The sequence below is a fragment of the Streptomyces sp. NPDC058195 genome, assembly GCF_042883525.1.
Classification (GTDB): Bacteria; Actinomycetota; Actinomycetes; order Streptomycetales; family Streptomycetaceae; genus Streptomyces.
This window is the reverse complement of sequence record NZ_JBHVVM010000010.1, coordinates 48,774-73,485: the sequence shown is the minus strand read 5'-3', so window position 1 is coordinate 73,485 and position 24,712 is coordinate 48,774. Positions and strand designations below refer to the sequence as shown.

Below are 24,712 nucleotides of genomic sequence, written 5' to 3'. Positions count from 1 at the left end.
GGCGCGCGTCACCATTCGATGCCCCGCTGACCCTTCTGCCCGGCGTCCATCGGGTGCTTGACCTTGGACATCTCGGTCACCAGATCCGCGGCGTCCAGCAGCGCCTGCGGCGCGTTGCGGCCGGTGATGACCACATGCTGGGTGCCGGGACGCTCACGCAGCACCTCGATCACCTCGTCGGTGCTGATCCACCCCCAGTGCATCGGGTACGCGAACTCGTCGAGGACGTACAGCCGGTACGTCTCGGCCGCCAGGTCGCGCTTGATCTGCTCCCAGCCCTCGCGCGCCGCCTCCTCGTTGTCCACCTGGCCGTCGCGCTGGACCCATGACCAGCCCTCGCCCATCTTGTGCCAGACGACCGGGCCGCCCTCGCCGCTCGCACCGAGGACCTTCAGCGCGTTCTCCTCGCCGACCTTCCACTTCGCCGACTTGACGAACTGGAAGACGCCCACGGGCCACCCCTGATTCCAGGCGCGCAGCGCCATCCCGAAGGCTGCCGTCGACTTCCCCTTGCCGGTGCCGGTGTGCACCATCAGCAGCGGCCGGTTGCGGCGCTGACGGGTGGTGAGCCCGTCGTCCGGCACGGTGGTCGGCTGTCCCTGCGGCATTACGCGGCCCTCCTGTTGGTTTCCCTCCGGCCGGCGCCGCGCCGGCCGGTCTCCCGGCCGCCCGCGTCCCGGACGCCCTTGACGAGTCCGGCGATCGCGTCGGCCCGCAGCTCGTCCAGGGTCACGGCGCCACCGCCGAGATCCCGGGCCAGCCCGGCCGCGAGCCCGAGCCGAACCGGCCCCGACTCGCAGTCCACGACGACGGACGCGGTGCCCTGCGCGGCGTGCAGCCGCGCCGCCCGGGACGCCAGTGCCACCGGCCCCGGGCCCCCGGTCGCCCGGCCGTCGGTCACCACGACCAGCAGCGGACGGCGCGAGGGATCGCGCAGCCGCTCCACCCGCAGCACCTCATGGGCCTTCAGCAGCCCGGCCGCCACGGGGGTGCGCCCGCCCGTGGGCAGCAGTTCGAGCCGGGCCGCCGCCGCGTCCACCGACGACGTCGGCGGCAGCACCACCTCGGCGTCCCGGCCCCGGAAGGTGACCAGCCCGACCTTGTCCCGCCGCTGGTACGCGTCCAGCAGCAGCGACAGCACCGCGCCCTTCACGGCTGCCATCCGCTGCCGGGCAGCCATCGACCCGGAGGCGTCCACCACGAAGAGCACCAGGTTCCCCTCGCGCCCCTCCCGCGTCGCCTGCCGCAGATCGTCCCGCCGGACCACCAGCCCGCGCCCCGACCGCCCGCGCGCCCGCTGGTGCGGGGCGGCGGCCCGTACCGTCGCCGACAGGTGCAGCTTGGTCAGGGCGCCCTCCGGGCGTCGCGCGCCGGTGGTGCGCCCGTGCTCGGTACGCGCCCGGGACCGGCGCCCCGCCGCGCCCTCGCCCAGCCCGGGGACGCTCAGCATCTTCGTACGGAACGGCTCGGTGGCGCCCACCGGCCGCTGCTCGCCGCCCCCGGACGGCTGCGCCTGTCCCTGTCCCTGGCCCTGCTCCGGTACGGACGGGGCCGACGCGTCGTCGGCGTCCTGGCCGGGGCGCGGCGGTGTGCCGGGGGCATCGTCCCGCGGGGGCCGCCCGCCGCCACCGGGGCCGTCCGGGTCCGGGCCGTCGTCCTCGCCGTTCTGCTCCAGCGTGTCGTCCAGCTTGTCCTCGTCGAGCCCCGGCGCGTCGAAGGGATTGCGCCGCCGCCGGTGCGGAAGGGCGAGCAGGGCCGCCTGCCGCACGTCCTCGGCGAGCACCTCCGTGCGCCCCGCCCAGGCGGCCAGCGCCGTGGCCGTCCGCGCCATCACGATGTCCGCGCGCATCCCGTCGACCTCGAAGGCCGCGCAGGTCGCGGCGATCTGCCGCAGCGGAGCATCACCGAGGCGCACCCCGGGCAGCAGCTCCCGCGCGGCGGCGATCCTCGCCCGCAGCGCCTCCTCCTCGTCGGCCCAGCCGGCCGCGAAGCCCGCGGGGTCGTCGTCGTACGCCAGCCGCCGCCGCACCACCTCGACCCGCTGGTCGGTCTCCCGGGACGCGGCGACCTCCACGGTCAGCCCGAACCGGTCGAGCAGCTGCGGCCGCAGCTCGCCCTCCTCCGGGTTCATCGTCCCCACGAGCAGGAAACGCGCCGCGTGCCGGACCGAGACGCCCTCACGCTCCACGTACGACGCGCCCATGGCGGCGGCGTCCAGCAGCAGGTCCACCAGGTGGTCGTGGAGCAGGTTGACCTCGTCGACGTAGAGGATCCCGCGGTGCGCGTCGGCCAGCAGGCCCGGCTCGAACGCCTTCACGCCCTCCGCGAGCGCCCGCTCGATGTCGAGCGCCCCCACGAGCCGGTCCTCCGACGCGCCGACCGGCAGCTCCACCATCCGGGCGTCCCGTGACACTCCGGCGCCCGGCTCGTGCGGGCCGTCCGGACACGCCGGGTCGGCCGCCGCCGGATCACAGGAGAACCGGCACCCGGCCACGACGGCCACCGGTGGCAGCAGCGCCGAGAGCGCGCGTACGGCGGTGCTCTTCGCGGTGCCCTTCTCACCCCGCACCAGCACACCGCCGATGCCCGGCGAGACGGAGTTGAGCAACAGGGCGAGTTGCAGGTCCTGCTGCCCGACGACGGCGGTGAACGGGAAATGCGTACTCACTGGGCGGTCCTTCCTGCGCTTTCGGCGGTTCCTGTGATTTCTGTGGCCCCTGTGGTTCCTGCGGCCTCTTCGGGCGCGGAGGCGGGGGAGCGGGGGCCGCCGGGCGCTCCGGGAGCGACGAACGGCAGTCCGGACGGCGCGCCCGACTCGATGAGCCGGAGCAGCGCGTCGGTGTCGGCGTGTTCCTCTATCAGGTCGCCGAGGCGGTCGAGCTGTTCCTCGCGCAGCGCGCCGAAGGAGGTGTCGGGGGCGGGGACGAACCGCCGTCCCGCGGCCTGTGCGACCTCGGTCAGGAAGCGGCGGCGGAACACGTCGCTCTCCAGCGAACCGTGCCAGTGGGTGCCCCACACGGACCCCACCCGGCAGCCGTCCAGGAACGCCTCCCCGCCGCGCACGTCCGCCACCCCGTGATGGATCTCGTACCCCTCCACGGGCGCGCCGAGCGCCTCGCCGACCGGCCGGGCCAGGGTCTTCTCCCGGTCGAAGCGGATGTGTACGGGGAGCAGGCGCAGGCCCTCGACCAGACCGGCCCGGGACTCCACCTCGTCCTCGATGCGCTCGCCCAGGAGCTGGAAGCCGCCGCAGATGCCGAGGACGGGCCGCCCCTCGGCCGCGCGCCGCGCCAGAGCGTCGGCGAGACCGCGTTCCCGCAGCCAGGCCAGTGCCTTCACGGTGCCCCGGGTGCCCGGCACCACGACCAGGTCGGCGTCGGACAGCTCTTCGGCCCGGTCCACGAACCGGACGACGACCCCGGGCTCGGCCGCCAGCGCGTCCACATCGGTGAAGTTCGACATCAACGGCACCGCGCACACCGCGACCCGCAGCACGTCCGCGCCGTGCGGCGGCGCGACGGCCGACTCGCGCACCGCCCCGCGCAGCGAGACCCGCAGCCCGTCCTCCTCGTCGATGCCGAGCCCGTGGGCGAAGGGCAGCACCCCGTACGTCGGCCGTCCGGTCAGCTCGCGCAGCATGTCCAGGCCGGGCTCCAGCAGCGACACGTCACCGCGGAACTTGTTCACCAGATAGCCCGCGACCAGCGCCTGGTCCTCGGCGGCCAGCAGCGCCGTCGTACCGAAGAACGACGCGAAGACGCCGCCCCGGTCGATGTCGCCGACCACCACGACCGGGAAGCCCGCCGCCCGCGCGATGCCCATGTTCACGATGTCGGTGCGCCGCAGGTTGATCTCGGCCGGGCTGCCCGCCCCCTCGCAGATCACCGCGTCGTACGTGGCCCGCAACTGCTCCAGGCAGTCCACGACCGTGCCGAACAGGGCCTCCTGGCGGCCGCCGTGGTAGCCGCGCGCGCTCATCTCGCCGACCGGCTTCCCCATCAGGACGACCTGGCTGGAGCGGTCGCCGCCGGGCTTCAGCAGGACCGGGTTCATCAGCGCGGTCGGCTCGACGCGGGCGGCCTGGGCCTGCATGGCCTGGGCGCGCCCGATCTCGGCGCCCTCACGGGTGACGAACGAGTTCAGTGACATGTTCTGCGCTTTGAAGGGCGCCACCTTCACGCCCCGGCGCACCAGCCAGCGGCAGATGCCCGCCGTGACGACGCTCTTGCCCGCGTCCGAGGTGGTCCCGGCGACCAGCAGCCCGCCGCTCATGAGGTCCTCCGTCCCGCGCCGCGCGGCCCCGCCGCCCTGCGCGCACCGATCCGTCGTACGGCGCAGGCCGCGCCGAGCCGTCCCGCCACGCACACGCCGAGAGCCAGCGCGCTCACGCGACGCGACAGCCGCACCGCGCGTTCGATGTCCGCGCTCTCCACCGCGCGGCCGCTCTCCCCGTTGAGTACCGCACGGTGCTCCACCCGGCCCCCGTACGCGAGAGTCCCGCCCAGCCGTACGCCGAGCGCCCCCGCGAACGCGGCCTCCACCGGGCCCGCGTTGGGGCTCGGGTGCTGGGCCGCGTCGGCCCGCCAGGCGTGGAGCGCGCCCCTCGGGCGCCCCCCGGCGGCCACCGCGAGCAGGGCGGTGAGCCGGGCGCCGGGCCAGCCCGCGAGGTCGTCGAGGCGGGCCGAGGCCCAGCCGTAGCGGCGCAGGCGCGGCGATGTGTGGCCGACCATGGCGTCGAGGGTGTTGACCGCCCGGAAACCGGCCAGCCCGGGAACCCCGGCCAGCGCGCCCCACACCAGGGCGCCGACCACGGCGTCCGAGGTGTTCTCCGCCACGGACTCCACGACGGCGCGGGCGATCTGCGGCCCGTCCAGGGCCTCCGGATCGCGCCCGCACAGATGGGGCAGCCGTTCACGGGCCAGGGCGAGGTCACCGGCGTCCAGGGCGCCGCCGATGGCCCGCGCCTCCCGGCCCAGGGACGTACCGCCGACGACGGACCAGGTGGCGGCGGCGGTCAGCGCCACGGAGGCGGCGGGACTGCGGCGTACCGCGCGGGCGGCCAGCGCGGCACCGCCAGCGGCGGCTCCGGCGCAGACCAGGGTGTGCAGCGCGCCCCAGCCGCGGTGGTCGTGCCACAGGCGGCGCTCGACGCCCGCCGCGGCCCGCCCGAAGGCGGCGACCGGATGGCCCCTGCGGGGGTCACCGAGCAGCAGGTCGCCGATCAGACCGGCGGTGGCGCCGTACGCGAAGATGCGGTCGGCTCGCACGGCTCAGCCGGCCGTCGCGCCGCGGAGGGTTCTCGTACGACAGGACCTGGGGCCTGGGACAGCGGGCACACGGCGGCCGGGCATGGCGATATGTCCTCACTCAGGGTCCGCGCCCTGGTTCGACGTGACGGGCGACGAGAGTCTCCTGGCTCCCGGATCCGCGGGCCCCCGGCCTTCCAGCCCGCTCGCGCGCGCCGTGACGTCCGGTGTGGGGGACCGCTCCCCGGTGACAGTGGCGGGACCGCGCCGGATTCGCACCGGCTTCCTCTGCTGTCGCCGTAATTGGCTCCGGCAGTCCACCACGCCCCGCGAAGGCCCGTCAACCTACCGTTGACCTGCGGCGGCGCAGTGTGCTGATACCCACATCGGGCCGGACACCCGGGGTGTCCGGCCCGATCGGGGCGTACGCGGTGCGGTTCAGGCGACGATCAGATAGATGCCGTACCCGACGGCCGCCGCGCACAGCGCGAAGCAGGCGTACGCACCGGCGCGGGCCAGCAGCAGCGAGCCGCCGGAGCCGCCCTGTGCCGCGGGTTCGGCCTGCTTGGAGAGGCCGACGATGCCCAGGGTGAAGAGGCCCACCAGCGCGACGGTGACCACGAGGGAGACGCCGAACACGGAACCGAGGGCTGCCCAGTCGATTTTCATGCTGAATCCTTAGACGGTCGGGATCGGGGCGACCGGTCAGACGGTGGCGGGCTGCGCCGGGTCCTGGGGGGTGACGGACGCGGCGGGGACGGCGGCCATGACGGTCGCGGCCGAAACCTGGGCCGCGGTGGGCGGCGGGCTGACGGCGGCGATGGCCGTGGTGACGACGCCCGCGGGCTCGGCCGGGGCGACATCGTCGTGGCCGACCGGCTTGCGACGGGAGAGCAGCCAGATCGAGCCGGAGCCCAGGACCAGCAGCGCCGCGACGACGATCACTCCCCAGGTGCCCTGCTTGGTGAGCAGCTCCGCGCCCGCCCCGACCAGACCGGCGGCCGGCAGGGTCAGGCCCCAGGCCACGAACATCCGGGTGGCGGTGGACCAGCGGACCACACCGCCCTGACGGCCGAGGCCCGCGCCCATCACGGCGCCGGAGCAGGACTGGGTGGTGGAGAGCGAGAAGCCGAGGTGCGAGGAGGCCAGGATGACCGTGGCGGCGCTGGTCTGAGCGGCGAAGCCCTGCGGCGGCCTGAGGTCGGTGAGGCCGCTGCCCATGGTGCGGATGATGCGCCAGCCGCCCAGGTAGGTGCCGAGCGCGATGGCCAGACCCGCGGACACGATCACCCAGACCGGCGGGTTGGACCCGGGGCTCAGGACCCCGCCGGTGACCAGGGCCAGGGTGATGATGCCCATGGTCTTCTGCGCGTCATTGGTGCCGTGGGCGAGGGAGACCAGCCCGGCCGAGGCGATCTGCCCGGCCCGGTAGCCCTTGGCGGTGGCCCGTTCCTGGGCCTCGTCGCGGATCTTCCCGCCGATCCGGTACGTCAGCCGCGTGGCCAGCAGCGCGGCGAGACCGGCGACGACCGGGGCGGCGATCGCGGGGAGCAGCACTTTGGTGACGACGGTGCCGCCGTTGACGGACGACCAGCCCGCCGACATCACGGCCGCGCCGATCAGACCGCCGAACAGGGCGTGCGACGAGCTGGACGGCAGCCCGACCAGCCAGGTCAGCAGATTCCACAGAATGGCGCCGACGAGCGCCGCGAAGATCACTTCTGTTCGGAGCCCGTCCTCGTTGACGATCCCGCCGGAGATCGTCCTGGCGACCTCCACCGACAGGAACGCGCCGACGAGGTTGAGAACGGCGGACATGGCCACCGCGGTCTTCGGTCTGAGCGCACCGGTCGAGATGGTGGTCGCCATCGCGTTCGCGGTGTCATGGAAACCGTTCGTGAAATCGAACACTAGAGCTGTCACGATCACAATCGCGAGGAGCAGCGTGATGTGTTCCATTTACCCAGGCAATCGTTCGACGTCATTGGCATGTGGACCGTAGGCAACCTGGGTAAACGGAAGATGAACTGGGGAGGGCACTGTGGTGACTCCAACCGGAGTCACATCATTCCGTTTACGGTCGGCCCCGTACGCCGGGACGTTCCCCCGGGAGGGTGGAACGCTGTGGTCCGGTCGGCCCCGTACCCATCGATCCCCCGGGCTGACAGGATCGGTCCATGAGCGATCAGCTTCGGCGCATGAGCGATCAGCAGCGGGACGCGATCGGGCGGGCCTGGGACGGGGTCGTCGCCACCGCGCGGCGGACGGCGGCCGAGGGGCTCGTCGTCGGGACCTCGGGAAACGTGTCGGCGCGGGTCGGCTCCACCATTCTGGTCACACCGAGCGGAGTGCCCTACGACCGGCTGGGCCCCGAGGACGCCGTGGGCGTCGATCCGGAAGGCAACCGCCTCTTCGGCGCGATGGCCCCGACCAGCGAGCTCCCACTCCACCTCGCCGTCTACCGGAACACCGACGCCGCCGCCGTCGTCCACACCCACGCGGTGCACGCCACGGCCGTCTCCACCCTCGTCACCGAGATCCCCCCGGTCCACTACGCCGCGGCCATGCTCGGCGGCCCCGTCCGCGTCGCCGCCTACGCCCGCTACGGCACCCCGGAACTGGCCGCGCACATGCTCACGGCCCTCCGGGACCGCACAGGCTGCCTGCTCCGCAACCACGGCACCGTCACCTACGGCACCACCCTGGACCAGGCGTACGACCGGACCGCCCAGCTCGAATGGCTCTGCAGGCTCTGGCTCACCGCGAGCTCCGTCCCCGGGCACACCCCGAGCCTGCTCACCCCGGAGCAGCTGGACGAGGTGGGTGAGGCACTCAAAGGGTACGGACAGCCGGGCTGACCCGACCGGTCCAACGGCCGGCCCCGTCCGCTGGCAGCGCACCCCGCCCGCCACGACACTGAAGCCGTGCGCCCGGCAACGATCACGGCAGCAGCCGTCACCACGGTCCTCGGCGTCGGCGCGGCGGCGGTCGCGGCCGGCCGGTACGCCAGCGACGTCGCCCTCAGGGCCCCGGCCGGGCGGCCGCTCCCCGCCGACCGCAGGCTCACCGTCCACGCCACGGCGGCCGGGCAGGTCACCCTCACCCGCTCCTTCACCGCACTGCGCCCCGGCACGTACGGACTGGTCGGCGACGACGTCCACGCCGTGGTCGGCCCGGTGATCGAGCACGCCCACCACGCCCCCGACACCGTCGTCCGGCGGCTGGAACGCGTGGACCGGGGCACCCTGGAGCCCGGCGCCAAGGTCCGCGTCACCCCGCAGCTGTACAGCGGCGACCCGTTCCTCGCCCTCGGCCTCAGCCACAAGGAGGTCGAGATCCCGGGCGAACTCGGCGCCCTGCCCGCCTGGTTCCTGCCCGGCCCCCGCGACACCTGGGTCATCACCGTGCACGGCCTCGGCACCACCCGGGAACACCCCATGAACCTCATGGGGTTCCTCCACGACCTGCGGCTGCCCGTGCTCGACCTCGCCTACCGCGGCGACGCCGGTGCCCCGCGTTCGCCCGACGGCCTCGTCCATCTCGGCGAATCCGAGTGGCGCGACCTGGACGCCGCGATCCGCTTCGCCGTCCGCTACGGGGCCCGCGACGTCGTCCTGCACGGCTGGTCCACCGGTGCCTCGATGGCGCTGCACGCGGCCGTCAACTCCGCCCTGCGCGACCGGATCAGCGGGCTCGTCCTGGACTCCCCGGTCCTGGACTGGGCCGCCACCCTGCGCGCCCTGGCCGTCGCCCGCGGCGTCCCGGCCGTCCTGCTGCCGCTCGCCCTCCGCGCCGCCGAGGGACAGACCGGGCTGCACGGCGCCCGGCTGCTGGACGAGTCCCTCGCCCAGGCGCTGAACGCCCCGACCCTGATCTTCCACGGCCCCGACGACCAGCTCGCCCCCTGGCAGCCGACCCGCGACCTCGCCGCGCGCCGCCCCGGCCTGATCGCCCTGCACACCGTCCCGCAGGCACCGCACGCGGCGATGTGGAACGCCGATCCGGCCCGCTACGAGGAGACCCTGCGCCGCTTCCTGACCCCCTTGATGTGACCCGATGAAAGAGGAATCGGCCCCATTGGTCCCGGAGGCCGTCCACCGGCCGCTCCACCGGGAATTCGGGTTCCGTTTGGGCTTTCGGGCCGTCAGGGGCAAGACTGCTACCCGTGACGTCCCGTAACCCGCGCGACTCCAGGCTGCGACTTGTCCGCCCGCGACCCCTCGCCACCGCTCGCAAGGCCGTGACCACCCGGCGCACCAGGCCGGCCCCCCGCCCGCCGGAGGGCACCCCACCCCGGTCGGAACTGGCCCGCCAGGCCAGGACCGCCCTCGCCGACGCCGTACGGATCGCCCGCTGGGCGGCCGACGGCGCGATCCCCGGCGCCCCACCGCTCGCCGCCCAGGCGCTCCAACGGGCCGCGACCGCTCTGGAATTGTCCCCGGCCCAGGTGCGCTCCGGCTGGGACCGGGCCAGGCTCGCCGGACTGGTCGAACTGCACGGTGACACCGCACGCCCCGGCTGGCGGCTGCGCGCCTGGGACCGCGACGACTCCGCCGTGCTCCGCGGCTGGGTGGCGCTCTTCGACGCCTGGTCGCTCGTCCACCCGGCGCCCGCGGACCTGGAATCCACCGCCGTCGCCGAGGCCGTCGAAGCCGTGCCCCAGGTCCTCTCCCTCCTCCAGCTCTCGGCCGGTCCGGTCACCGTGCCCGCCCTGCTGGACCTGCTCGGCCAGCGCGTCACCGAACTCCGCGAGGAGCGCTGCGAGGTGCCGTACGGGCCGCTGCCCGGACCGGTCGAGCCCGCCCCGCCCGCCGACCCCGCCGCCCTGCTGGACTGGGCCCTGGAGGGGCTGGCCGCCGTCGGCGCGCTCACCCTCGCCGCGGACAACGCCACCCTCACCCCGCTCGGCAACTGGGCGGTCTGGGTCAAGCTGGAACAGATCTGCGTCGCCGCCCAGAGCCCGGCCGGGAACATCGAGCAGTCCGCCGCCGACATGCTGCGCGGCTGCGCCCGGCTCACTCCCGGCCCCGCCCGCGACGAATACCGGGCCTGGCTGGCCGCCCGCCCCGTCGGCAGCGCCGTCGCCGAACTCCTCGACGTCGCCCGGGGCGAGGACGCCCTCCTGCGCGGGCTCGCCTTCGAGGCGCTCCGTGTCGTCGGCGCCCCCGCCGAGCCCGAGGTCCGCGCGGTCCTCGGCGACTCCTCGCTGCGCCCCTACGCGCTGCTCTGGCTGGCCGAGTACGACGGGGCCGATCCCGAGGACGCCCCGGACGTGCTCAGCCGCGAGGAGGCCACCTGGCTCTGGGTCGACACCGCGGCGGCGGTCGCCGACCACGGTGAGACCGGACTGCTGGTCCGCCACCTCGACTCGGCCGTCCAGGGCACCGTGCCCGCCCTGCTGGAGGAGGTACGGGCCGTCGGCCACCCGCGCACCGTGCAGGTGCTGGTGGCCCTGGCCGCCGCGCACCCGGACCCCGCGCTGGCCAAGGCGGTGCGCCGGGCCGCGTTCCAGGTGCACACCGGCGGCGCCTGACCCCCCGGGCCTGACCCCCCGGGCCTGACACCCCCGCGTCGCCCAGGCCCGTCCCCGGGCCCGTCCGGCGCGGGGGGTCAGCCCGCCGATCCCGGCGCGTACGTCCCAAAGCTCCACACGTTGCCCTCGGCGTCCCGCGCCATGTAGTCGCGCGCGCCGTAGTCCTGGTCGGTGGGCGGCATCAGGATCTCCACCCCGTGCTCCACCGCTCTGGCGTGGTGCGCGTCGATCTCCTCGACCACCACGTAGACGCCGGCGGGCCCGGCGTCCCGCATCGCCCTGGAGAAGACGCCGTCCCGGCCCTTGGACCCCAGCATCACCCTGCCGTTGCCGCAGGACAGCTCAGCGTGGAGCACCTGGCCGTCCTCGCCCTCGTACACCGCCTCCTGGGTGAAGCCGAAGGCCTCCGTCAGCGTCCTGATCGCGGCCTGCGCGTCCTCGTACAGGATCGCCGGGTAGATCGTCGGAACTCCGGCCGCTGCGCTCGCCACGGCGCTCACCCCTCTTCCTCCGTGTCTCCTCGCCCTGCTCCGGCGATCCGCCTGTGTGATCTGCCTCTCAGTCTTCCACCGGGCACCGGCGGCGGCCCGCCCGACGCGGCTCCCGGCCGGGCCGGGCCCGGGGGTGGTGCTCAGCGGAAGGTGTCGCAGGAGGCCAGGTCGCCGTCGCGGTAGCCGGTGGCGAACCACTGCTGGCGCTGTGCGGCCGAGCCGTGCGTCCAGGACTCCGGGGTGACCCGGCCCTGGAACTTCTCCTGGATCCGGTCGTCGCCGACCGCGGCCGCGGCGTCGAGCCCGTCCCGGATGTCCGCCGGGGTCAGCGAGGTGATCAGGGGCCGCCCGGTCGTTTCGTCGGGCGTGGTCGTCGCGTGGTGGGCCCAGACCCCGGCGTAGCAGTCCGCCTGGAGCTCCACCCGGACCGCGTTGCTGCCGGCACCGGTCATGCCGTCCTGCGACCGCTGGAGCGTGCCCAGCAGGTCCTGCACGTGGTGGCCGTACTCATGGGCGACGACGTAGGCCTGGGCGAACGGGCCGCCACTGGAGCCGAACTTCGACCGCAGCTCGTCGAAGAAGCCCAGGTCGAGATAGACCTGCTGGTCACCTGGGCAGTAGAACGGCCCGACCGCCGAGGTCGCGGCGCCGCACGCGGTGCCGATCCGGTCGCTGAACAGAACCGTCCGGGACGGTGTGTACGTGGCCCCGCGCTGCCGGAACTCCTGCTTCCAGTAGTCCTGCACACTGTTGACCACCGCCACGGTCCGGCAGTCGTCCCGGGTGTTCGCGTCCCGCCCCGTCCGGCAGGACTGCTCCACCTGGGCGGCCGTGGAGGGGGTCGGTGCCGTGTCCGGCCCGCCGGACGACAAACCGAGCTGTTCGGGTCCGACCCCGAAGAAGAGCCCCAGCAGCAGCGCGATGATCCCGACGATGCCGCCGCCCACGGTGGCCCTGCCGCCCGGGATCCGGCTGCCGCGCACGTCCTGGACCTCGGACGTGTCCAGGCCGGCGTCGTCGTCGAACTGCATGGGGCACCGTCTTCCGCTCCGGCCGCTGTGGCCCCCCGCTTTTGCCGAGTATCGGGCAGGTCACACCACATCGCTCTTTTTCGGTCGCGTGGCGGGGCGGGGCGGAGCGGGGCGGGCCGGTGCCGGGGCGTGCGCGGAAAAGCAGTTGCACACCGCCAGTAGAATGGCCGCATGGCAATTCTCCTTGTGCATTAGCGGCGTCGAGACATCTCCGCCCTCGTCCCGTAAGCCGTTCCGACCGCCCTGGAGTATTACCGTGATCACCGCCTCCGGCATTGAGCTGCGTGCCGGCGCCCGCATCCTCATCGAGTCCGCCTCCTTCCGTATCGCCAAGGGCGACCGCATCGGCCTCGTCGGCCGCAACGGAGCGGGCAAGACCACGCTCACCAAGTGCCTCGCGGGCGAGGGCAGCCCCGTCGGCGGCACCATCACCCGCTCCGGCGAGGTGGGCTACCTCCCGCAGGACCCCCGCTCCGGCGACCTCGACGTGCTGGCCCGCGACCGCATCCTCTCCGCCCGCGGCCTCGACGAGATCCTGCGCAAGATGCGGGAGAACGAGGACCGGATGGCGAACGGCAAGGGCGCCACCCGCGAGAAGGCCATGAAGAGGTACGAACGGCTGGAGACGGAGTTCCTCACCAAGGGCGGATACGCCGCCGAGGCCGAGGCCGCCACCATCGCCGCCGCGCTCAGCCTGCCCGACCGGGTGCTCGGCCAGCCGCTCCACACGCTCTCCGGCGGTCAGCGCCGCCGCGTGGAGCTGGCCCGCATCCTCTTCTCGGACGCCGACATCCTGCTGCTCGACGAGCCGACCAACCACCTCGACGCCGACTCCGTCGTCTGGCTGCGCGACTACCTCAAGACCTACCGCGGCGGCTTCATCGTGATCTCGCACGACGCCGAGCTGGTCGAGACGGTCGTCAACAAGGTCTTCTACCTCGACGCCAACCGCGCCCAGATCGACATCTACAACATGGGCTGGAAGCTCTACCAGCAGCAGCGCGAGGCCGACGAGAAGCGTCGCAAGCGTGAGCGACAGAACGCCGAGAAGAAGGCCGCGGCCCTCAACTCCCAGGCCGACAAGATGCGCGCCAAGGCCACCAAGACCGTCGCCGCGCAGAACATGGCCAAGCGTGCCGAGCGGCTGCTGTCCGGACTGGAGGCGGTCCGCGTCTCCGACAAGGTCGCCAAGCTCCGCTTCCCCGAGCCCGCCCCCTGCGGCAAGACTCCCCTGATGGCGGAGGGGCTCTCCAAGTCGTACGGATCGCTGGAGATCTTCACCGACGTCGACCTCGCCATCGACAAGGGCTCCCGGGTCGTCATCCTCGGCCTCAACGGCGCGGGCAAGACCACCCTGCTGCGGCTCCTCGGCGCCGCCGAGAAGCCCGACACCGGCCGGATCGTCGAGGGCCACGGCCTCAAGCTCGGCTACTACGCCCAGGAGCACGAGACCCTCGACCCGGACCGCACGGTCCTGGAGAACATGCGCTCGGCGGCGCCCGACCTCGACCTCGTCGAGGTCCGCAAGACGCTGGGCTCCTTCCTCTTCTCCGGTGACGACGTCGACAAGCCCGCCGGGGTCCTCTCCGGCGGCGAGAAGACCCGCCTCGCCCTGGCGACCCTGGTGGTCTCCTCCGCCAACGTGCTCCTCCTGGACGAGCCGACGAACAACCTGGACCCGGCCAGCCGCGAGGAGATCCTCGGCGCGCTGCGTACGTACAAGGGCGCCGTCGTTCTCGTCACGCACGACGAGGGAGCGGTCGAGGCCCTCCAGCCGGAGCGCATCATCCTGCTGCCGGACGGGGTCGAGGACCTGTGGGGCGCGGACTACCGGGACCTGGTCGCGCTGGCCTGATCCGGCCTGCCGCCCTCCTGGTCCCCCCTGTATGGATCATTCGGCCTACGCGTGATCCATCATCTGCGTGAGGGCGTCTCGTACCCGGTCGCGAGGCCCGGCGGAAACCCGCCGGGCCCACCCGTATGGCAGGCAGCCACGCCCGGACGGCCCTGACCTGCCAGTTCGTCCCGGACGGCGTCCCGCCCGCCGCCGCAACCCCACGGAATGCGGGGTTCCAGACACTTCCGGCCCCTCCTCGGACGCCAACGCGCGCGCACAGACCTTGCCGAATGGGTGGCCAGGAAGCCCCCGAGGGGTGATCATGAGAGTCCAGAGCGCACTTCCCATGAGGAGGCACGGGTGGCCGAGACTCTGAAGAAGGGCAGCCGGGTGACCGGCGCCGCGCGCGACAAGCTCGCGGCAGACCTGAAGAAGAAGTACGACTCCGGTGCGAGCATCCGGGCGCTGGCCGAAGAGACCGGCCGGTCCTACGGATTCGTCCACCGGATGCTCAGCGAGTCCGGAGTCACGCTGCGGGGACGCGGCGGAGCGACACGGGGCAAGAAGGCCACCACGGCCTGACGGCCCCGGCGGTCGGGACAGGCCGCAGGGCCCGTCCCGGGGCCCCTCGGTTCGGTGGTGCCACCCGGTCGGCAGCGATGCGGACCGGGTGGTTACTGTTCAGTCACTTAGCTCCGCACGTTGACTGCACCGATCCGGAGGCGCCCCATGACCTCGCTCGACCCCGTGCTCGACAAGGACGGCGTACGACTCACCGTCGATGACGCGGTCGCCACGGTGACCCTCACCAATCCGGCCAGGCGCAACGCCCAGTCTCCCGCTCTGTGGCGGGCGTTGACGGAAGCCGGGCGGGCGCTGCCCGGCAGCGTGCGGGTCGTCGTGCTCCGTGGCGAGGGCAAGTCCTTCTCCGCGGGGCTGGACCGGCAGGCGTTCACCCCCGAGGGGTTCGACGGTGAGCCGTCCTTCCTCGACATGGCGCGCGGCTCGCAGGACGAGCTCGACGCGACCATCGCCGAGTACCAGGAGGCGTTCACCTGGTGGCGCCGCAACGACCTCGTGTCGATAGCGGCCGTCCAGGGGCACGCGATCGGTGCCGGTTTCCAGCTCGCCCTCGCCTGCGATCTGCGGATCGTCGCCGAGGACGTGCAGTTCGCCATGCGCGAGACCAGCCTGGGCCTGGTGCCCGACCTCACCGGTACGCACCCCCTGGTGCACCTGGTGGGGTACGCCCGCGCGCTGGAGATCTGCGCCACCGGCCGCTTCGTGCACGCCGAGGAGGCCGAGCGCACCGGGCTGGCCAATCTCGTGGTGCCCGCCGATGAGCTGGACGCGGCGGCCCGGGACCTGGCCGGCGCGCTGCTGGCCGCCCCGCGCGACGCCGTGGTGGAGACCAAGGCGCTGCTGGGCGGTGCCGTCACGCGCGGATACGAGGAGCAGCGCGCCGCCGAGCGCGCCGCGCAGGGCCGCCGGCTGCGCGACCTGGCGGGCCTCGCCGACTGAGCCCGCGGCCGTGACCGGCTCGCGGGGCGGGCCCGTATCGCGGACCCGCCCCGCGCTCAGTCCCGCCCGACCACCGCGGTGACCAGCACCGCGACCGGGGGCGCCCCCGTCACCGCGGCCACCGCGCCCCGCACCGCGCGGGCCACGTCGAGCGCCCGGTGGTCCGCGTCCGCCGCCAGCTCGATCCGGGCCCCCTCCAGGCCCCGGCGCGCCGTGTGCCCAGGCGTGCGGGTGAGCGTCACCACACCCCAGGCGCCCGCCGCCGCCTCCTCCAGCGCGCCCTGGGCCCGCACCCCGTGCACCTCAGGATCCGTGACCGGGGCGGGCGTGTCCGGCGCCGCGTCCAGCAGATCCGTCACCCGGAGGTCCACCGCGCCGATCACCAGGCCGAGCCGCTGATCGGCCGCTGCCAGCAGCGCCGCGCGCAGGGCCCCGGCCGACTCGGGCAGCGGCCGCCCGGCCACCGCCGCCATGGCCGCCTCGATCCGCAGAGCCCCCGGCGCCGCGCCCGGCGTCGCCTCCGGACCGGCCGCCGAGATCCGGACCGCCCCGAGGACGGGGCCGGGGTCCGGCCCCGTCACCGCACTCCGCAGCACCGCGACCGCGGCCCGCTCGGTGATCCAGGCCCCGTCCGCCGGGCCGCCCAGCGGCAGCAGCCGGCCGGGGCCCCGGGGCCGTCGCCGGGTCCGGGCCGGGCCGACCCGGACGGCGGAGCCCGTGTCCCGCCGGTCTGCCGCCACCCATCCGTCGGCCCCGCTCGGGCCGTCAGCCGTCGTCATCTCCCCAGCCTGCCGCATCCATGACGCGAGACCAGGCAAGCGCACCTAATGTGGGCAAAGAGGCCCAAACCTGCCCCGAAGGGAAATGTGGCGATGACCGAAACCACGCAGCGGAACCGGCCCGAGAACCCCGACAAGGAATCGGGCCCGCTCACCAAGCGCGGCCAGGGCGCCCCCGCCACCCGTGGCCGTACGACCATCGCCGACGGGGTGGTCGAGAAGATCGCGGGCATGGCGGCCCGCGACGTGGTCGGCGTCCATGCGATGGGCAGCGGCCTCTCGAGGACCTTCGGCGCGGTGCGCGACCGGGTGCCCGGCGGAGGCAAATCCGTCACCCGAGGGGTCAAGGCGGAGGTCGGGGAGTCCCAGACCGCGCTCGATCTGGAGATCGTCGTCGACTACGGCGTCTCCATCGGCGAGGTCGCCCGCGATGTACGGGAGAACGTGGTCGCCGCGGTCGAGCGGATGACCGGACTGGAGGTCGTCGAGGTCAACATCGCGGTCAGCGACGTGAAGCTGCCCGACGAGACCGATGACGACGACCACCCCGAGCCACGCCTCCAGTAATGGTCACGGCCGGTCAGCGGAGGAGCGCACGATGAACATGGCGGTGGTCGGCATGGTGGCCGGCATGGCGCTCGGATTCGCCGGGTACTTCGGCGGGTTCGGGGCCTTCCTGCTGGTGGCCGCCCTGGGAGCGATCGGCTTCGTCGTCGGCCGCTTCCTGGAGGGCGATCTGGAGCCCGGTGACTTCTTCCGGAGTCGCGAGCGCGGCGACCGGCGACGGTGACGGCCGTGCCGGGGGCGAGCGGCCGGATCGCGGCGGGGGAGCGCGGGGAGACCCGGATCGCCGACCGCGTGGTGGCGAAGATCGCCGCGCAGGCGGCGAAGGAGGCGGTCGACGAGCCGCCCGAAGGGGGTACGGCACCACGCGCCACCGTCACGGTGCGCCGGGACACCGCCCGCGTCCGGGTGAGCCTGGAGCTCGGCTACCCCGGTGACATCGGCCGCCAGTGCGGCGGGGTGCGTCGCCGGGTCGTCGAACGGGTGAGGGCCTTGGCGGGGATGGACGTGCCCGAAGTGACCGTACAGGTCGAGCGCCTGCATCCGACCGGAGCGGGCGCCGCGGCACAGGGGAGGATCCGATGACCGAACCCCACGGACCCGGACCCGAACCCCACGGACCCGGACCCGGACCCGACGGACCTGGACCCGGACCCCACGGACCCGGACCCGGCACACCGCCACCCGGCCACGGCGGAGCCGGGCGGGGCGAGGTCCTTCAGCTCGACCAGTCCGCCTCGTCCGCCTCGTCCGCCGCCTACGGCCCGGCGCCCGCGCGGCGGGCGGAGGGCGGCCGGCCGGGCCGCTTCTGGTCGCCGCGCCGCATCCCCGCGGCGCTCCTCGCGCTCGTGGTCCTCGGCGGCAGCGGTCTGCTGCTCTACGACGTGGCGGCGGTGCGCGCCGGCCGCCCCGCGATGCGATGGCGGCAGGTCCTGGCCGGCGAACTGGCCGAACGCCCGCTCTCCAGCGCCTGGCTGCTCGGCCTCGCCGCCCTCGCCGTGCTGCTCGGCCTGTGGCTGCTCCTGCTGGCCGCCACCCCCGGCCTCCGCGCCCTGCTGCCGATGCGCCGCGACCGCCCCGGCGTGCGGGCCGCACTCGACCGTTCCGCCGCCGCCCTGGTGCTGCGCGACCGGGCCGTCGCGGTGGCCGGGGTGCAGTCGGTGCGGGTCCGGATGGGCCGGGGCCGGGCGGCGGTGCGCGCCGTGTCGCACTTCCGTGAACTCGATGACGTACGGGCCGATCTGGACACCGTGCTGCGGACCGGCATCCGGGAGCTGGGCCTGGCCAGGCCGCCGCGCCTGACCGTGCAGGTGCGCCGACCCGCGAAGAAGGGGTGAGCCCGTTGCTCAGGACCGTCAACCGGGTACTGCTCGGGCTGGCCGGGCTGGTGCTGTTGTGCGGCGGCGGAGCGGTGCTCGCCGCCGGACTCGGCCTCGCCGTGCCGTCCTGGTGGCCCTGGCACGGCAAGGACGACGTGCTGCTCTCCGCGGCCGACCGGGACCGCTGGCGCGCGGCGGGCTGGTGGTGGCCGACCGTCATCGCCGTCCTCGCGCTCGTGGTCGTGCTCGCGCTGTGGTGGCTGCTGGCCCAGCTGCGCCGCGCCCGCCTCGCCGAGGTGCTGGTGGACAGCGGCGACGGCGAGGGGGCACTGCTGCGCGGCCGGGCCCTGGAAGGGGCGCTCGCCGCGGAGGCGGGAACGCTGGACGGGGTGTCCCACGCCCAGGTCGCGCTGACCGGTCGGCGCAGCGCGCCACAGGCCCGGATCGGTCTGCTGCTGGAGCCGCACGCGACCCCGGACGAGGCACTCGGCCGCCTCGCCGACGAGGCGCTGGCCCACGCACGCGACGCGGCGGGGCTGGCCGAGCTGCCCGCCGAGGTACGGCTGAGGGCGGTCAGGCACCGTGCCGAGCGGGTGAGCTGACCGCCGACGGGCCGGTGCGGGGCCGGGGCGGCGGGTTCAGAAGCCGTGCCGGGAGCCGCCGTCGACCGGGAGCATGATGCCGGTCAGATACGAGGCGGCGGGCGACAGCAGGAACGCCGCGGCCCGGCCGAACTCCTCCGGAGTGCCGTACCTGCGCAGCGGAATCAGCGCCGCGCCCGCCGCCCTGGCCGCCTCCGCGTCGCCCGAGAGGGCGTCCAGCTCCCGTACCCGGTCGGTGTCGATGCGCGCCGGGAGCACGCCCACCACCCGGATGCCCCGGGGACCGAGCTCGTCGGCCAGCGACTTGGCGAAGCCAGCCAGGCCGGGGCGGAGCCCGTTGGAGATGGTTAGCCCGCCGATCGGCTCGTACACGGATCCGGAGAGCACGAAGCCGATCACTCCGCCGTCGCCGAGTTCCGCCGCCGCGGCCCGGGCGAGCCGTACCGCCCCCAGGAACACCGACTCGAAGGCCGACCGCCACTGCTCGTCGGTGTTGTCGGCGACGAAACCGGGAGCCGGGCCTCCGACGCTGATGAGAATGCCGTCCAGCCGGCCGAACCGTTCGTGCGCGGCCTCCAGCAGCCGCCGCGCGGAATCGGGGTCGGCGTTGTCGGCGGCCAGGCCGACCGCGTCCGGCCCCAGCTCGGCGGCGGCCGCCTCGGCACGCCCCGCGTCCCGGCCGGTGATGACCACCTTCGCGCCGTCGGCGGTGAGCATCCGCGCCGTGGCGTTGCCCAGCCCCCGGGTCGCTCCGGTGACGATGTACACACGGTCCTTCAGTCCAAGATCCATGCCCCTATCCTGCCGGGTCGGGCTCCAGGGTGTCCTCACCGGCCAGCGCCATGGCGGTGCCCACCAGACCGATGTGGCTGAACGCCTGCGGGAAGTTGCCCAGCTGGCGGCGGCCGACGGTGTCGTACTCCTCGGCGAGCAGCCCCACGTCGTTACGGAGTTCCAGCAGCCGTTCGAAGAGGTCCCGGGCCTCCTCCGTCCGTCCGGTCATGATCAGCGCGTCGGCCAGCCAGAACGAACAGGCCAGGAACGCCCCTTCACTGCCGGGGAGCCCGTCGATCGAGGGGCCGTCCGTGCTGTAGCGGCGGAGCAGGCAGCCGCGGCCCAGCTCGGCCTGGACCGCGTCGACCGTACCGGCCAGCCGGGGATCGTCCGGCGGCAGGAAGCCGGTCCGGGCGATCAGCAGGGTCGCGGCGTCCAGGTTCCGGGAGCCGTAGGACTGCGTGAAGGTGTTCCGCACCGGGTCGTACCCCTTCTCGCACACCTCCCGGTGCACCGCGTCCCGCATCGTCCGCCACCGGTCGGCGTCACCGGCCAGCGCGGGATTGCCCTCCAGGGTGCGCACGGCGCGGTCGGCGGCGACCCAGGCCATCACCTTGGAGTGCACGAAGTGGCGGCGCTGGCCGCGGATCTCCCACAGCCCCTCGTCCGGTTCGCGCCAGGTGGACTCCAGGAAGCCGAGCAGGCTGAGCTGGAGGTTCCAGGCGTGCGGCTTGTCGTCCAGACCCGCCTCGCGGGCCAGCCGCAGCGAGTCGATGACCTCCCCGTACACATCGAGCTGGCGCTGGCGGACCGCCGCGTTGCCGATCCGGACCGGGGCGGAGTTCTCGTACCCCCGCAGCCACGGCAGCTCCGCCTCGGGCAGCCTGCGCTCGCCCCCGAGCCCGTACATGATCTGGAGGTCGGCCGGATCCCCGGCGACCGCCCGCAGCAGCCAGTCCCGCCAGGCGGCGGCCTCCTCCAGATAGCCGGCCGAGACGAGGGCGCCGAGGGTCAGGGTGGAGTCCCGCAGCCAGCAGAAGCGGTAGTCCCAGTTCCGTACGCCGCCGATCTCCTCCGGCAGCGAGGTGGTGGGCGCCGCCACGATGCCGCCGGTCGGGCCGAAGGTCAGCGCCTTCAGCGTGATCAGCGAGCGGATCACCGCCTCCCGGTAGGGCCCCTGGTACCTGCACTGTGACGACCACTGCGTCCAGTCGGACAGGGTGGTCTCCAGCGCCTCGTACGGGTCGACCAGATCGGGACGGGGCGAGTGCGAGGGATGCCAGGTCAGTACGAATGCCACCTTGTCGCCCGCCGCGACGGTGAACGACGAGCAGGTGGAGAACTGCTGGCCCCAGGTCTTGACCGGCGGTTCGCTGCGCAGCCAGGCGGAGTCCGGCCCCGCGACCGCCACCCGGTGTCCCTGCGCGCGGCGCATCCACGGCACCACCGAGCCGAAGTCGAAGCGCAGCCGGATCACCGAACTCATCTCGACGGTGCCGCTGACGCCCTCGACGATCCGCATCACTTCGGGTTCCCTGTCCCGCTGCGGCATGAAGTCGATGACCTTGACAGTGCCGGTACGGGTCTCCCAGAAGGTCTCCAGCACCAGCGACTCACCCGCGTAGCCGCGCCGGGCGCAGATTTCCGCGCCCTTCGGGGCGATCCTCCAGTGGCCGTTCTCCTCGTCGCCGAGCAGTGCGGCGAAGCAGGCACCCGAGTCGAAGCGGGGCAGGCACAACCAGTCGACTGAACCGTTGATACCGACCAGGGCTGCCGTCTGGAGATCGCCGATGAGGGCGTAGTCCTCGATGCGTGGGGTCACGTTCTGCCGTGTTCCCGGACCCGCGGCCGGTTAAGCAGACCCGGACGGCAGGGGTCACCCGGCCGGAACCCCGCGCCCGGCATCCGGCGGACACGGCGGGCGGCGCGGGCGCGGCTGGTGCGGCTGGTGCGGCGTCAGGCCGTGGCGGGTTCCGGCTTCTCCGGCTCGGCGGGCCGCTCCCCGGCGGCGGCCTCCTTCGCCGCGGCCTCCAGCCGGTCGCGCTTCTCGCGGCGGGCCAGGACCACGTAGCCGACCGGGACACCGGCGGCGAAGAGCCACCACTGCACGGCGTACGCCATGTGCGGACCGATCGAGGCGTCGTCCGGGGTCTCGATCAGCTCCGGGGAGCCACCGGTGGGCTCGGGCGCGGTCAGTTCGATGTAGCCGCCGAGCACCGGCCGGGAGAGCCGCTCGGCCCCCTGGGCGCTGTTGATCAGCATCACCTGGCGGTCCGGCAGGTCCGAGATGTCCTTGATGCCGCTGGCGCCGGTCGTCTCGTCGGCCTTCAGCCGTCCGGTGATCGTCACCTGGCCCTCGGGCACGAGCGGTACGTGGGGAAAGGCGCTCTGGCTGGCGGCGGAGGGCACCCAGCCGCGGTTGACCAGGACCGTGCCGCCGCCCTTGAGGTCGAACGGGATCAGCACATGGACCCCGATCCGCCCGTCGGCCGAGGTCCGGCGGCGCACCACCACCTCGTGCGCGCTGTCGTACGTACCGGTGGCCGTCACCGTCCGCCAGTAGTCGGAGCGCGGGACGGTGTGACCCGGTGAGGTGAGCGAGGTGACCGGAACCGGCTTCGCCTTGAGGTTGCGGGAGATCAGAGCGTTCTGCGCGACCTTGTGCTCGTGCCGGTGCAGCTGCCAGAAGCCCAGCTCGACCATCGCGGGAATCAGGACGAGGGCGAGGAGGGCGAGGGCCAGCCACTGCCGGGTCAACAGGAAGCGGTACACCCCACGACGGTACAACCGCGTCGTGGGGCGCTGTGCGCAGGGGTGGGGAAAGGGGAAACCCGGCAGGGGAAGAGCGGCGGCGCGGGCCTTTGCTCAGACCTTGTCGATGATGCCCACCTTTCCCTCGGCGCGGGCGCAGTGACCGCCGCAGAACCAGTGCCCCTCGACCTCCACGCCCTGGCCGATGATCTGGACCCGGCAGTGCTCACAGATGGGCGCCATCCGGTGAATGGCGCAGGAGAAGCAGTCGAAGACGTGCACCGCGCCCTGCGCGTGCACCTCGAAGGACATGCCGTAGTCGTTTCCGCAAACCTCGCAACGTGCCATGCGCCACAGGGTGGAGCGGGAGGGCGGCGGCGGGCGAGCGGCGGACGGGCGAGTCGCGCCGGTTCACTCCGATGACGGCGCGGCCGGCCGGACCGACGCCGGTGCCACGTCGCGCAGCAGGTGGGTGAAGGCGCTCTCGTCCAGGACCGGGGTGCCGAACGACTTCGCCTTGAGCGTCTTCGACGTCGCCGAATCCGGGTCGTTGGTGACCAGCAGGCTGGTCAGCCGGGACACGCTCGTCGCCACGTGCAGCCCGGCCTCCACGGCCCGGTCCTCCAGCAGTTCGCGGTCTATCGAGGTGTCCCCGGAGAAGGCGACCCGCATGCCCTGCATGAGGGGCTTGTCCTTCTCGTACCGCCCCGGGTTGGGATACGGGCACGCCGGACGCTTGCGCGAGGGGCGCCAGCTGCCCTGACCGTACGAAGGCTGGTAGCCGACCCTCGGCGTGACCGGCGAATCCGACCACTCGGTCAGCGGGCGGCACTCCAGCAACGGCAGCCGCACCCCGTCCCGCGCCGCCGCGTGCAGGCTCGGCCGGAACGCCTCGGCCAGCACCCGGGCATCGTCCAGCGCGTGGTGGGCGCGCTGCTGCACGACGCCGAAATGCGCGGCCAGCGACTCCAGCTTGTGGTTGGGCAGCGGCAGCCGCAGCTCCTTGGACAGCGCGATGGTGCACAGCCGCTGCTCGACGGGGGCGACGACCGCGGCCCGCGCGTACTCCCGGGCCAGCATCGACCAGTCGAACGCCGCGTTGTGCGCGACGAGCACGCGGCCGGTGAGCCGCTCCGAGAGCTGGGCGGCGATCTCCGGGAAGAGCGGCGCACCCTTCAGCACCTCGCTGGTCAGCCCGTGGATCCAGACCGGGCCGGGATCACGCTCGGGGTTGACCAGCGTGTACCAGTGGTCCTCGACATCGCCCTGCGCGTCCAGACGGTAGACGGCGGCGGACACTATCCGGTCGTCCCGGGCGAGTCCGGTGGTCTCCACGTCGACGACCGCGTACCCCTGTGGGTAGGCGGTCGGCCACGGTGCTGCGGTCTGGCGGTCGTCGAGCATGGTCACAGAGAATACGGGCCGCCACTGACAGTCTCCTATTCGGCGACGGCCGGACCGGGCCGCCGGGGCGCCGCGCGACACTCGGCGCGACGGGCTGCCCGGTGCGCCCCGACGCGCCGTACGGGGTGAGACCATCCCGGGGTGACGGATACCCGGACGCACCACGAACCGCACGAAAACGGACTCGGCGCACGGCTGAACTGGCTGCGTGCCGCGGTCCTCGGCGCCAACGACGGTGTGGTCTCCACCGCGGGCCTGGTCGTCGGTGTGGCTGGTGCCACCGGCGACCGCGGCGCCCTGCTCACGGCGGGCCTGGCCGGACTCCTGGCCGGTTCCATGTCGATGGCCGCGGGCGAGTACGTCTCGGTCTCCACCCAGCGGGACTCCGAGCAGGCCGCCCTCGCGACGGAGAAACGCGAGCTGATGGAGGCCCCGGAGGCGGAACTCGACGAACTGACCGGCCTGCTGGAGGGCAAGGGCCTGAGCCGCGAGGTCGCCCGCGAGGCCGCCGTCCAGCTGACCGAACGCGACGCGCTGCGCGCCCACGCGGCGGTCGAGCTGGGCATCAACCCGGACGAGCTGACGAACCCGTGGCACGCCGCGGGCGCCAGCTTCCTGGCCTTCACGGTCGGCGCCCTGCTGCCGCTGCTGGCCATCGTGCTCCCGCCGTCCGACGTGCGGCTCCCGGTGACGGTGCTCTCGGTGCTGGCCGCACTGGCGTTCACCGGCTGGTGGAGCGCCCGCCTCGGCGAGGCGAGGGTGGGCCCGGCGGTGCTGCGGAACATGGCGGGGGGCGCGGTGGCGATGGCGGTCACGTACGGGGCGGGGGAGCTGCTGGGGGCGGTGGGGGTGTGAAGGGC

Annotated in this window: 26 protein-coding genes and 1 riboswitch; of the genes, 12 read left to right on the top strand and 14 right to left on the bottom strand. The window is 73.8% G+C overall.

Going from position 1 to position 24,712, the window contains the following annotated elements:
- Positions 1–8: 8 nt before the first annotated feature.
- From cobO to ACFVWY_RS15055, 6 genes are all read right to left on the bottom strand, one after another.
- Positions 9–608: a cob(I)yrinic acid a,c-diamide adenosyltransferase gene (gene cobO / locus ACFVWY_RS15080; protein ID WP_389871643.1), complete on the bottom strand. Its 600-nt coding sequence runs from the start codon at positions 606–608 to the stop codon at positions 9–11.
- Positions 608–2,668 (bottom strand): putative cobaltochelatase, encoded by a 2,061-nt coding sequence (locus tag ACFVWY_RS15075; RefSeq protein WP_389871640.1) that lies wholly within the window; start codon positions 2,666–2,668, stop codon positions 608–610. The genes cobO and ACFVWY_RS15075 overlap by 1 nt, the downstream gene beginning before the upstream one ends.
- Positions 2,665–4,272, bottom strand: coding sequence for a cobyric acid synthase (locus tag ACFVWY_RS15070; protein ID WP_389871638.1), 1,608 nt, complete (start codon positions 4,270–4,272; stop codon positions 2,665–2,667). Before ACFVWY_RS15070 ends, ACFVWY_RS15075 begins: the two co-directional genes overlap by 4 nt.
- Positions 4,269–5,267: a cobalamin biosynthesis protein gene (locus ACFVWY_RS15065; RefSeq protein WP_389871635.1), complete on the bottom strand. Its 999-nt coding sequence runs from the start codon at positions 5,265–5,267 to the stop codon at positions 4,269–4,271. Before ACFVWY_RS15065 ends, ACFVWY_RS15070 begins: the two co-directional genes overlap by 4 nt.
- A gap of 138 nt (positions 5,268–5,405) precedes the next feature.
- Positions 5,406–5,536: riboswitch (cobalamin riboswitch) on the bottom strand.
- A 148-nt stretch (positions 5,537–5,684) separates the two neighbouring features.
- Entirely contained in the window at positions 5,685–5,915 is a 231-nt protein-coding gene (locus ACFVWY_RS15060; RefSeq protein WP_376684236.1) for a hypothetical protein, read from the bottom strand.
- Between the two features lie 36 nt (positions 5,916–5,951).
- Positions 5,952–7,205: an anion permease gene (locus tag ACFVWY_RS15055; protein WP_389871631.1), complete on the bottom strand. Its 1,254-nt coding sequence runs from the start codon at positions 7,203–7,205 to the stop codon at positions 5,952–5,954.
- 239 nt (positions 7,206–7,444) lie between these two features.
- Here ACFVWY_RS15055 and ACFVWY_RS15050 point away from each other — a divergent pair, with 239 nt between their 5' ends.
- The 3 genes from ACFVWY_RS15050 to ACFVWY_RS15040 all read left to right on the top strand — a co-directional run bounded on the left by ACFVWY_RS15050 (position 7,445) and on the right by ACFVWY_RS15040 (position 10,779).
- On the top strand, positions 7,445–8,104 hold the full coding sequence (locus ACFVWY_RS15050) for a class II aldolase/adducin family protein (protein WP_389871962.1): 660 nt from the start codon (positions 7,445–7,447) through the stop codon (positions 8,102–8,104).
- A gap of 66 nt (positions 8,105–8,170) precedes the next feature.
- Complete coding sequence (locus ACFVWY_RS15045; protein ID WP_389871628.1) at positions 8,171–9,298, top strand: alpha/beta hydrolase; 1,128 nt, start codon at positions 8,171–8,173, stop codon at positions 9,296–9,298.
- A 188-nt stretch (positions 9,299–9,486) separates the two neighbouring features.
- A complete protein-coding gene (locus ACFVWY_RS15040) occupies positions 9,487–10,779 on the top strand; it encodes a hypothetical protein (RefSeq protein ID WP_389871960.1) in 1,293 nt (430 codons plus the stop codon).
- A 77-nt stretch (positions 10,780–10,856) separates the two neighbouring features.
- Here ACFVWY_RS15040 and ACFVWY_RS15035 read toward each other — a convergent pair whose 3' ends face one another.
- Both ACFVWY_RS15035 and ACFVWY_RS15030 read right to left on the bottom strand, forming a co-directional pair.
- Positions 10,857–11,270 (bottom strand): VOC family protein, encoded by a 414-nt coding sequence (locus ACFVWY_RS15035; protein WP_389871626.1) that lies wholly within the window; start codon positions 11,268–11,270, stop codon positions 10,857–10,859.
- Between the two features lie 140 nt (positions 11,271–11,410).
- Entirely contained in the window at positions 11,411–12,301 is an 891-nt protein-coding gene (locus ACFVWY_RS15030) for a neutral zinc metallopeptidase (protein ID WP_389871623.1), read from the bottom strand.
- Positions 12,302–12,557: 256 nt separating this feature from the next.
- On the opposite strand from ACFVWY_RS15030, the gene ACFVWY_RS15025 reads away from it, so the two are divergent.
- From ACFVWY_RS15025 to ACFVWY_RS15015, 3 genes are all read left to right on the top strand, one after another.
- Complete coding sequence (locus tag ACFVWY_RS15025) at positions 12,558–14,156, top strand: ABC-F family ATP-binding cassette domain-containing protein (protein WP_389871620.1); 1,599 nt, start codon at positions 12,558–12,560, stop codon at positions 14,154–14,156.
- A 342-nt stretch (positions 14,157–14,498) separates the two neighbouring features.
- Positions 14,499–14,720: a helix-turn-helix domain-containing protein gene (locus ACFVWY_RS15020; protein WP_010987827.1), complete on the top strand. Its 222-nt coding sequence runs from the start codon at positions 14,499–14,501 to the stop codon at positions 14,718–14,720.
- A gap of 147 nt (positions 14,721–14,867) precedes the next feature.
- Positions 14,868–15,659 carry an enoyl-CoA hydratase/isomerase family protein gene (locus ACFVWY_RS15015; protein ID WP_389871617.1) on the top strand — a complete coding sequence of 264 codons (792 nt, stop codon included), beginning with the start codon at positions 14,868–14,870 and terminating at the stop codon, positions 15,657–15,659.
- A 56-nt stretch (positions 15,660–15,715) separates the two neighbouring features.
- On the opposite strand, the gene ACFVWY_RS15010 is transcribed toward ACFVWY_RS15015, so the two are convergent.
- On the bottom strand, positions 15,716–16,438 hold the full coding sequence (locus tag ACFVWY_RS15010) for a hypothetical protein (protein ID WP_389871614.1): 723 nt from the start codon (positions 16,436–16,438) through the stop codon (positions 15,716–15,718).
- Positions 16,439–16,531: 93 nt separating this feature from the next.
- On the opposite strand from ACFVWY_RS15010, the gene ACFVWY_RS15005 reads away from it, so the two are divergent.
- From ACFVWY_RS15005 to amaP, 5 genes are read left to right on the top strand one after another with little or no spacing between them, the layout of a single operon-like run.
- Positions 16,532–17,005 carry an Asp23/Gls24 family envelope stress response protein gene (locus ACFVWY_RS15005; RefSeq protein ID WP_389871611.1) on the top strand — a complete coding sequence of 158 codons (474 nt, stop codon included), beginning with the start codon at positions 16,532–16,534 and terminating at the stop codon, positions 17,003–17,005.
- A 31-nt stretch (positions 17,006–17,036) separates the two neighbouring features.
- A complete protein-coding gene (locus ACFVWY_RS15000) occupies positions 17,037–17,228 on the top strand; it encodes a hypothetical protein (RefSeq protein ID WP_389871608.1) in 192 nt (63 codons plus the stop codon).
- Positions 17,225–17,587 carry a hypothetical protein gene (locus tag ACFVWY_RS14995; RefSeq protein WP_389871606.1) on the top strand — a complete coding sequence of 121 codons (363 nt, stop codon included), beginning with the start codon at positions 17,225–17,227 and terminating at the stop codon, positions 17,585–17,587. Before ACFVWY_RS15000 ends, ACFVWY_RS14995 begins: the two co-directional genes overlap by 4 nt.
- Positions 17,584–18,339, top strand: a complete 756-nt coding sequence (locus ACFVWY_RS14990) for a DUF6286 domain-containing protein (RefSeq protein WP_389871603.1) — start codon at positions 17,584–17,586, stop codon at positions 18,337–18,339. The genes ACFVWY_RS14995 and ACFVWY_RS14990 overlap by 4 nt, the downstream gene beginning before the upstream one ends.
- A 5-nt stretch (positions 18,340–18,344) precedes the next feature.
- Positions 18,345–18,923 carry an alkaline shock response membrane anchor protein AmaP gene (gene amaP, locus ACFVWY_RS14985; protein WP_389871959.1) on the top strand — a complete coding sequence of 193 codons (579 nt, stop codon included), beginning with the start codon at positions 18,345–18,347 and terminating at the stop codon, positions 18,921–18,923.
- A 36-nt stretch (positions 18,924–18,959) separates the two neighbouring features.
- Here amaP and ACFVWY_RS14980 read toward each other — a convergent pair whose 3' ends face one another.
- From ACFVWY_RS14980 to ACFVWY_RS14960, 5 genes are all read right to left on the bottom strand, one after another.
- Complete coding sequence (locus ACFVWY_RS14980) at positions 18,960–19,715, bottom strand: SDR family oxidoreductase (RefSeq protein WP_389871599.1); 756 nt, start codon at positions 19,713–19,715, stop codon at positions 18,960–18,962.
- Positions 19,716–19,719: 4 nt separating this feature from the next.
- The gene (locus ACFVWY_RS14975; protein ID WP_389871596.1) at positions 19,720–21,519 is read right to left on the bottom strand and encodes a glycoside hydrolase family 15 protein; all 1,800 of its coding nucleotides are present in this window, start codon (positions 21,517–21,519) and stop codon (positions 19,720–19,722) included.
- 134 nt (positions 21,520–21,653) lie between these two features.
- Positions 21,654–22,469 (bottom strand): SURF1 family protein, encoded by an 816-nt coding sequence (locus ACFVWY_RS14970; protein ID WP_389871593.1) that lies wholly within the window; start codon positions 22,467–22,469, stop codon positions 21,654–21,656.
- Positions 22,470–22,562: 93 nt separating this feature from the next.
- On the bottom strand, positions 22,563–22,796 hold the full coding sequence (locus ACFVWY_RS14965; RefSeq protein WP_078532401.1) for a hypothetical protein: 234 nt from the start codon (positions 22,794–22,796) through the stop codon (positions 22,563–22,565).
- Positions 22,797–22,859: 63 nt separating this feature from the next.
- Positions 22,860–23,858, bottom strand: coding sequence for a DEDDh family exonuclease (locus tag ACFVWY_RS14960; protein ID WP_389871590.1), 999 nt, complete (start codon positions 23,856–23,858; stop codon positions 22,860–22,862).
- 135 nt (positions 23,859–23,993) lie between these two features.
- On the opposite strand from ACFVWY_RS14960, the gene ACFVWY_RS14955 reads away from it, so the two are divergent.
- Positions 23,994–24,707 (top strand): VIT family protein, encoded by a 714-nt coding sequence (locus tag ACFVWY_RS14955; protein WP_389871587.1) that lies wholly within the window; start codon positions 23,994–23,996, stop codon positions 24,705–24,707.
- The last annotated feature ends 5 nt before the right edge of the window (positions 24,708–24,712 follow it).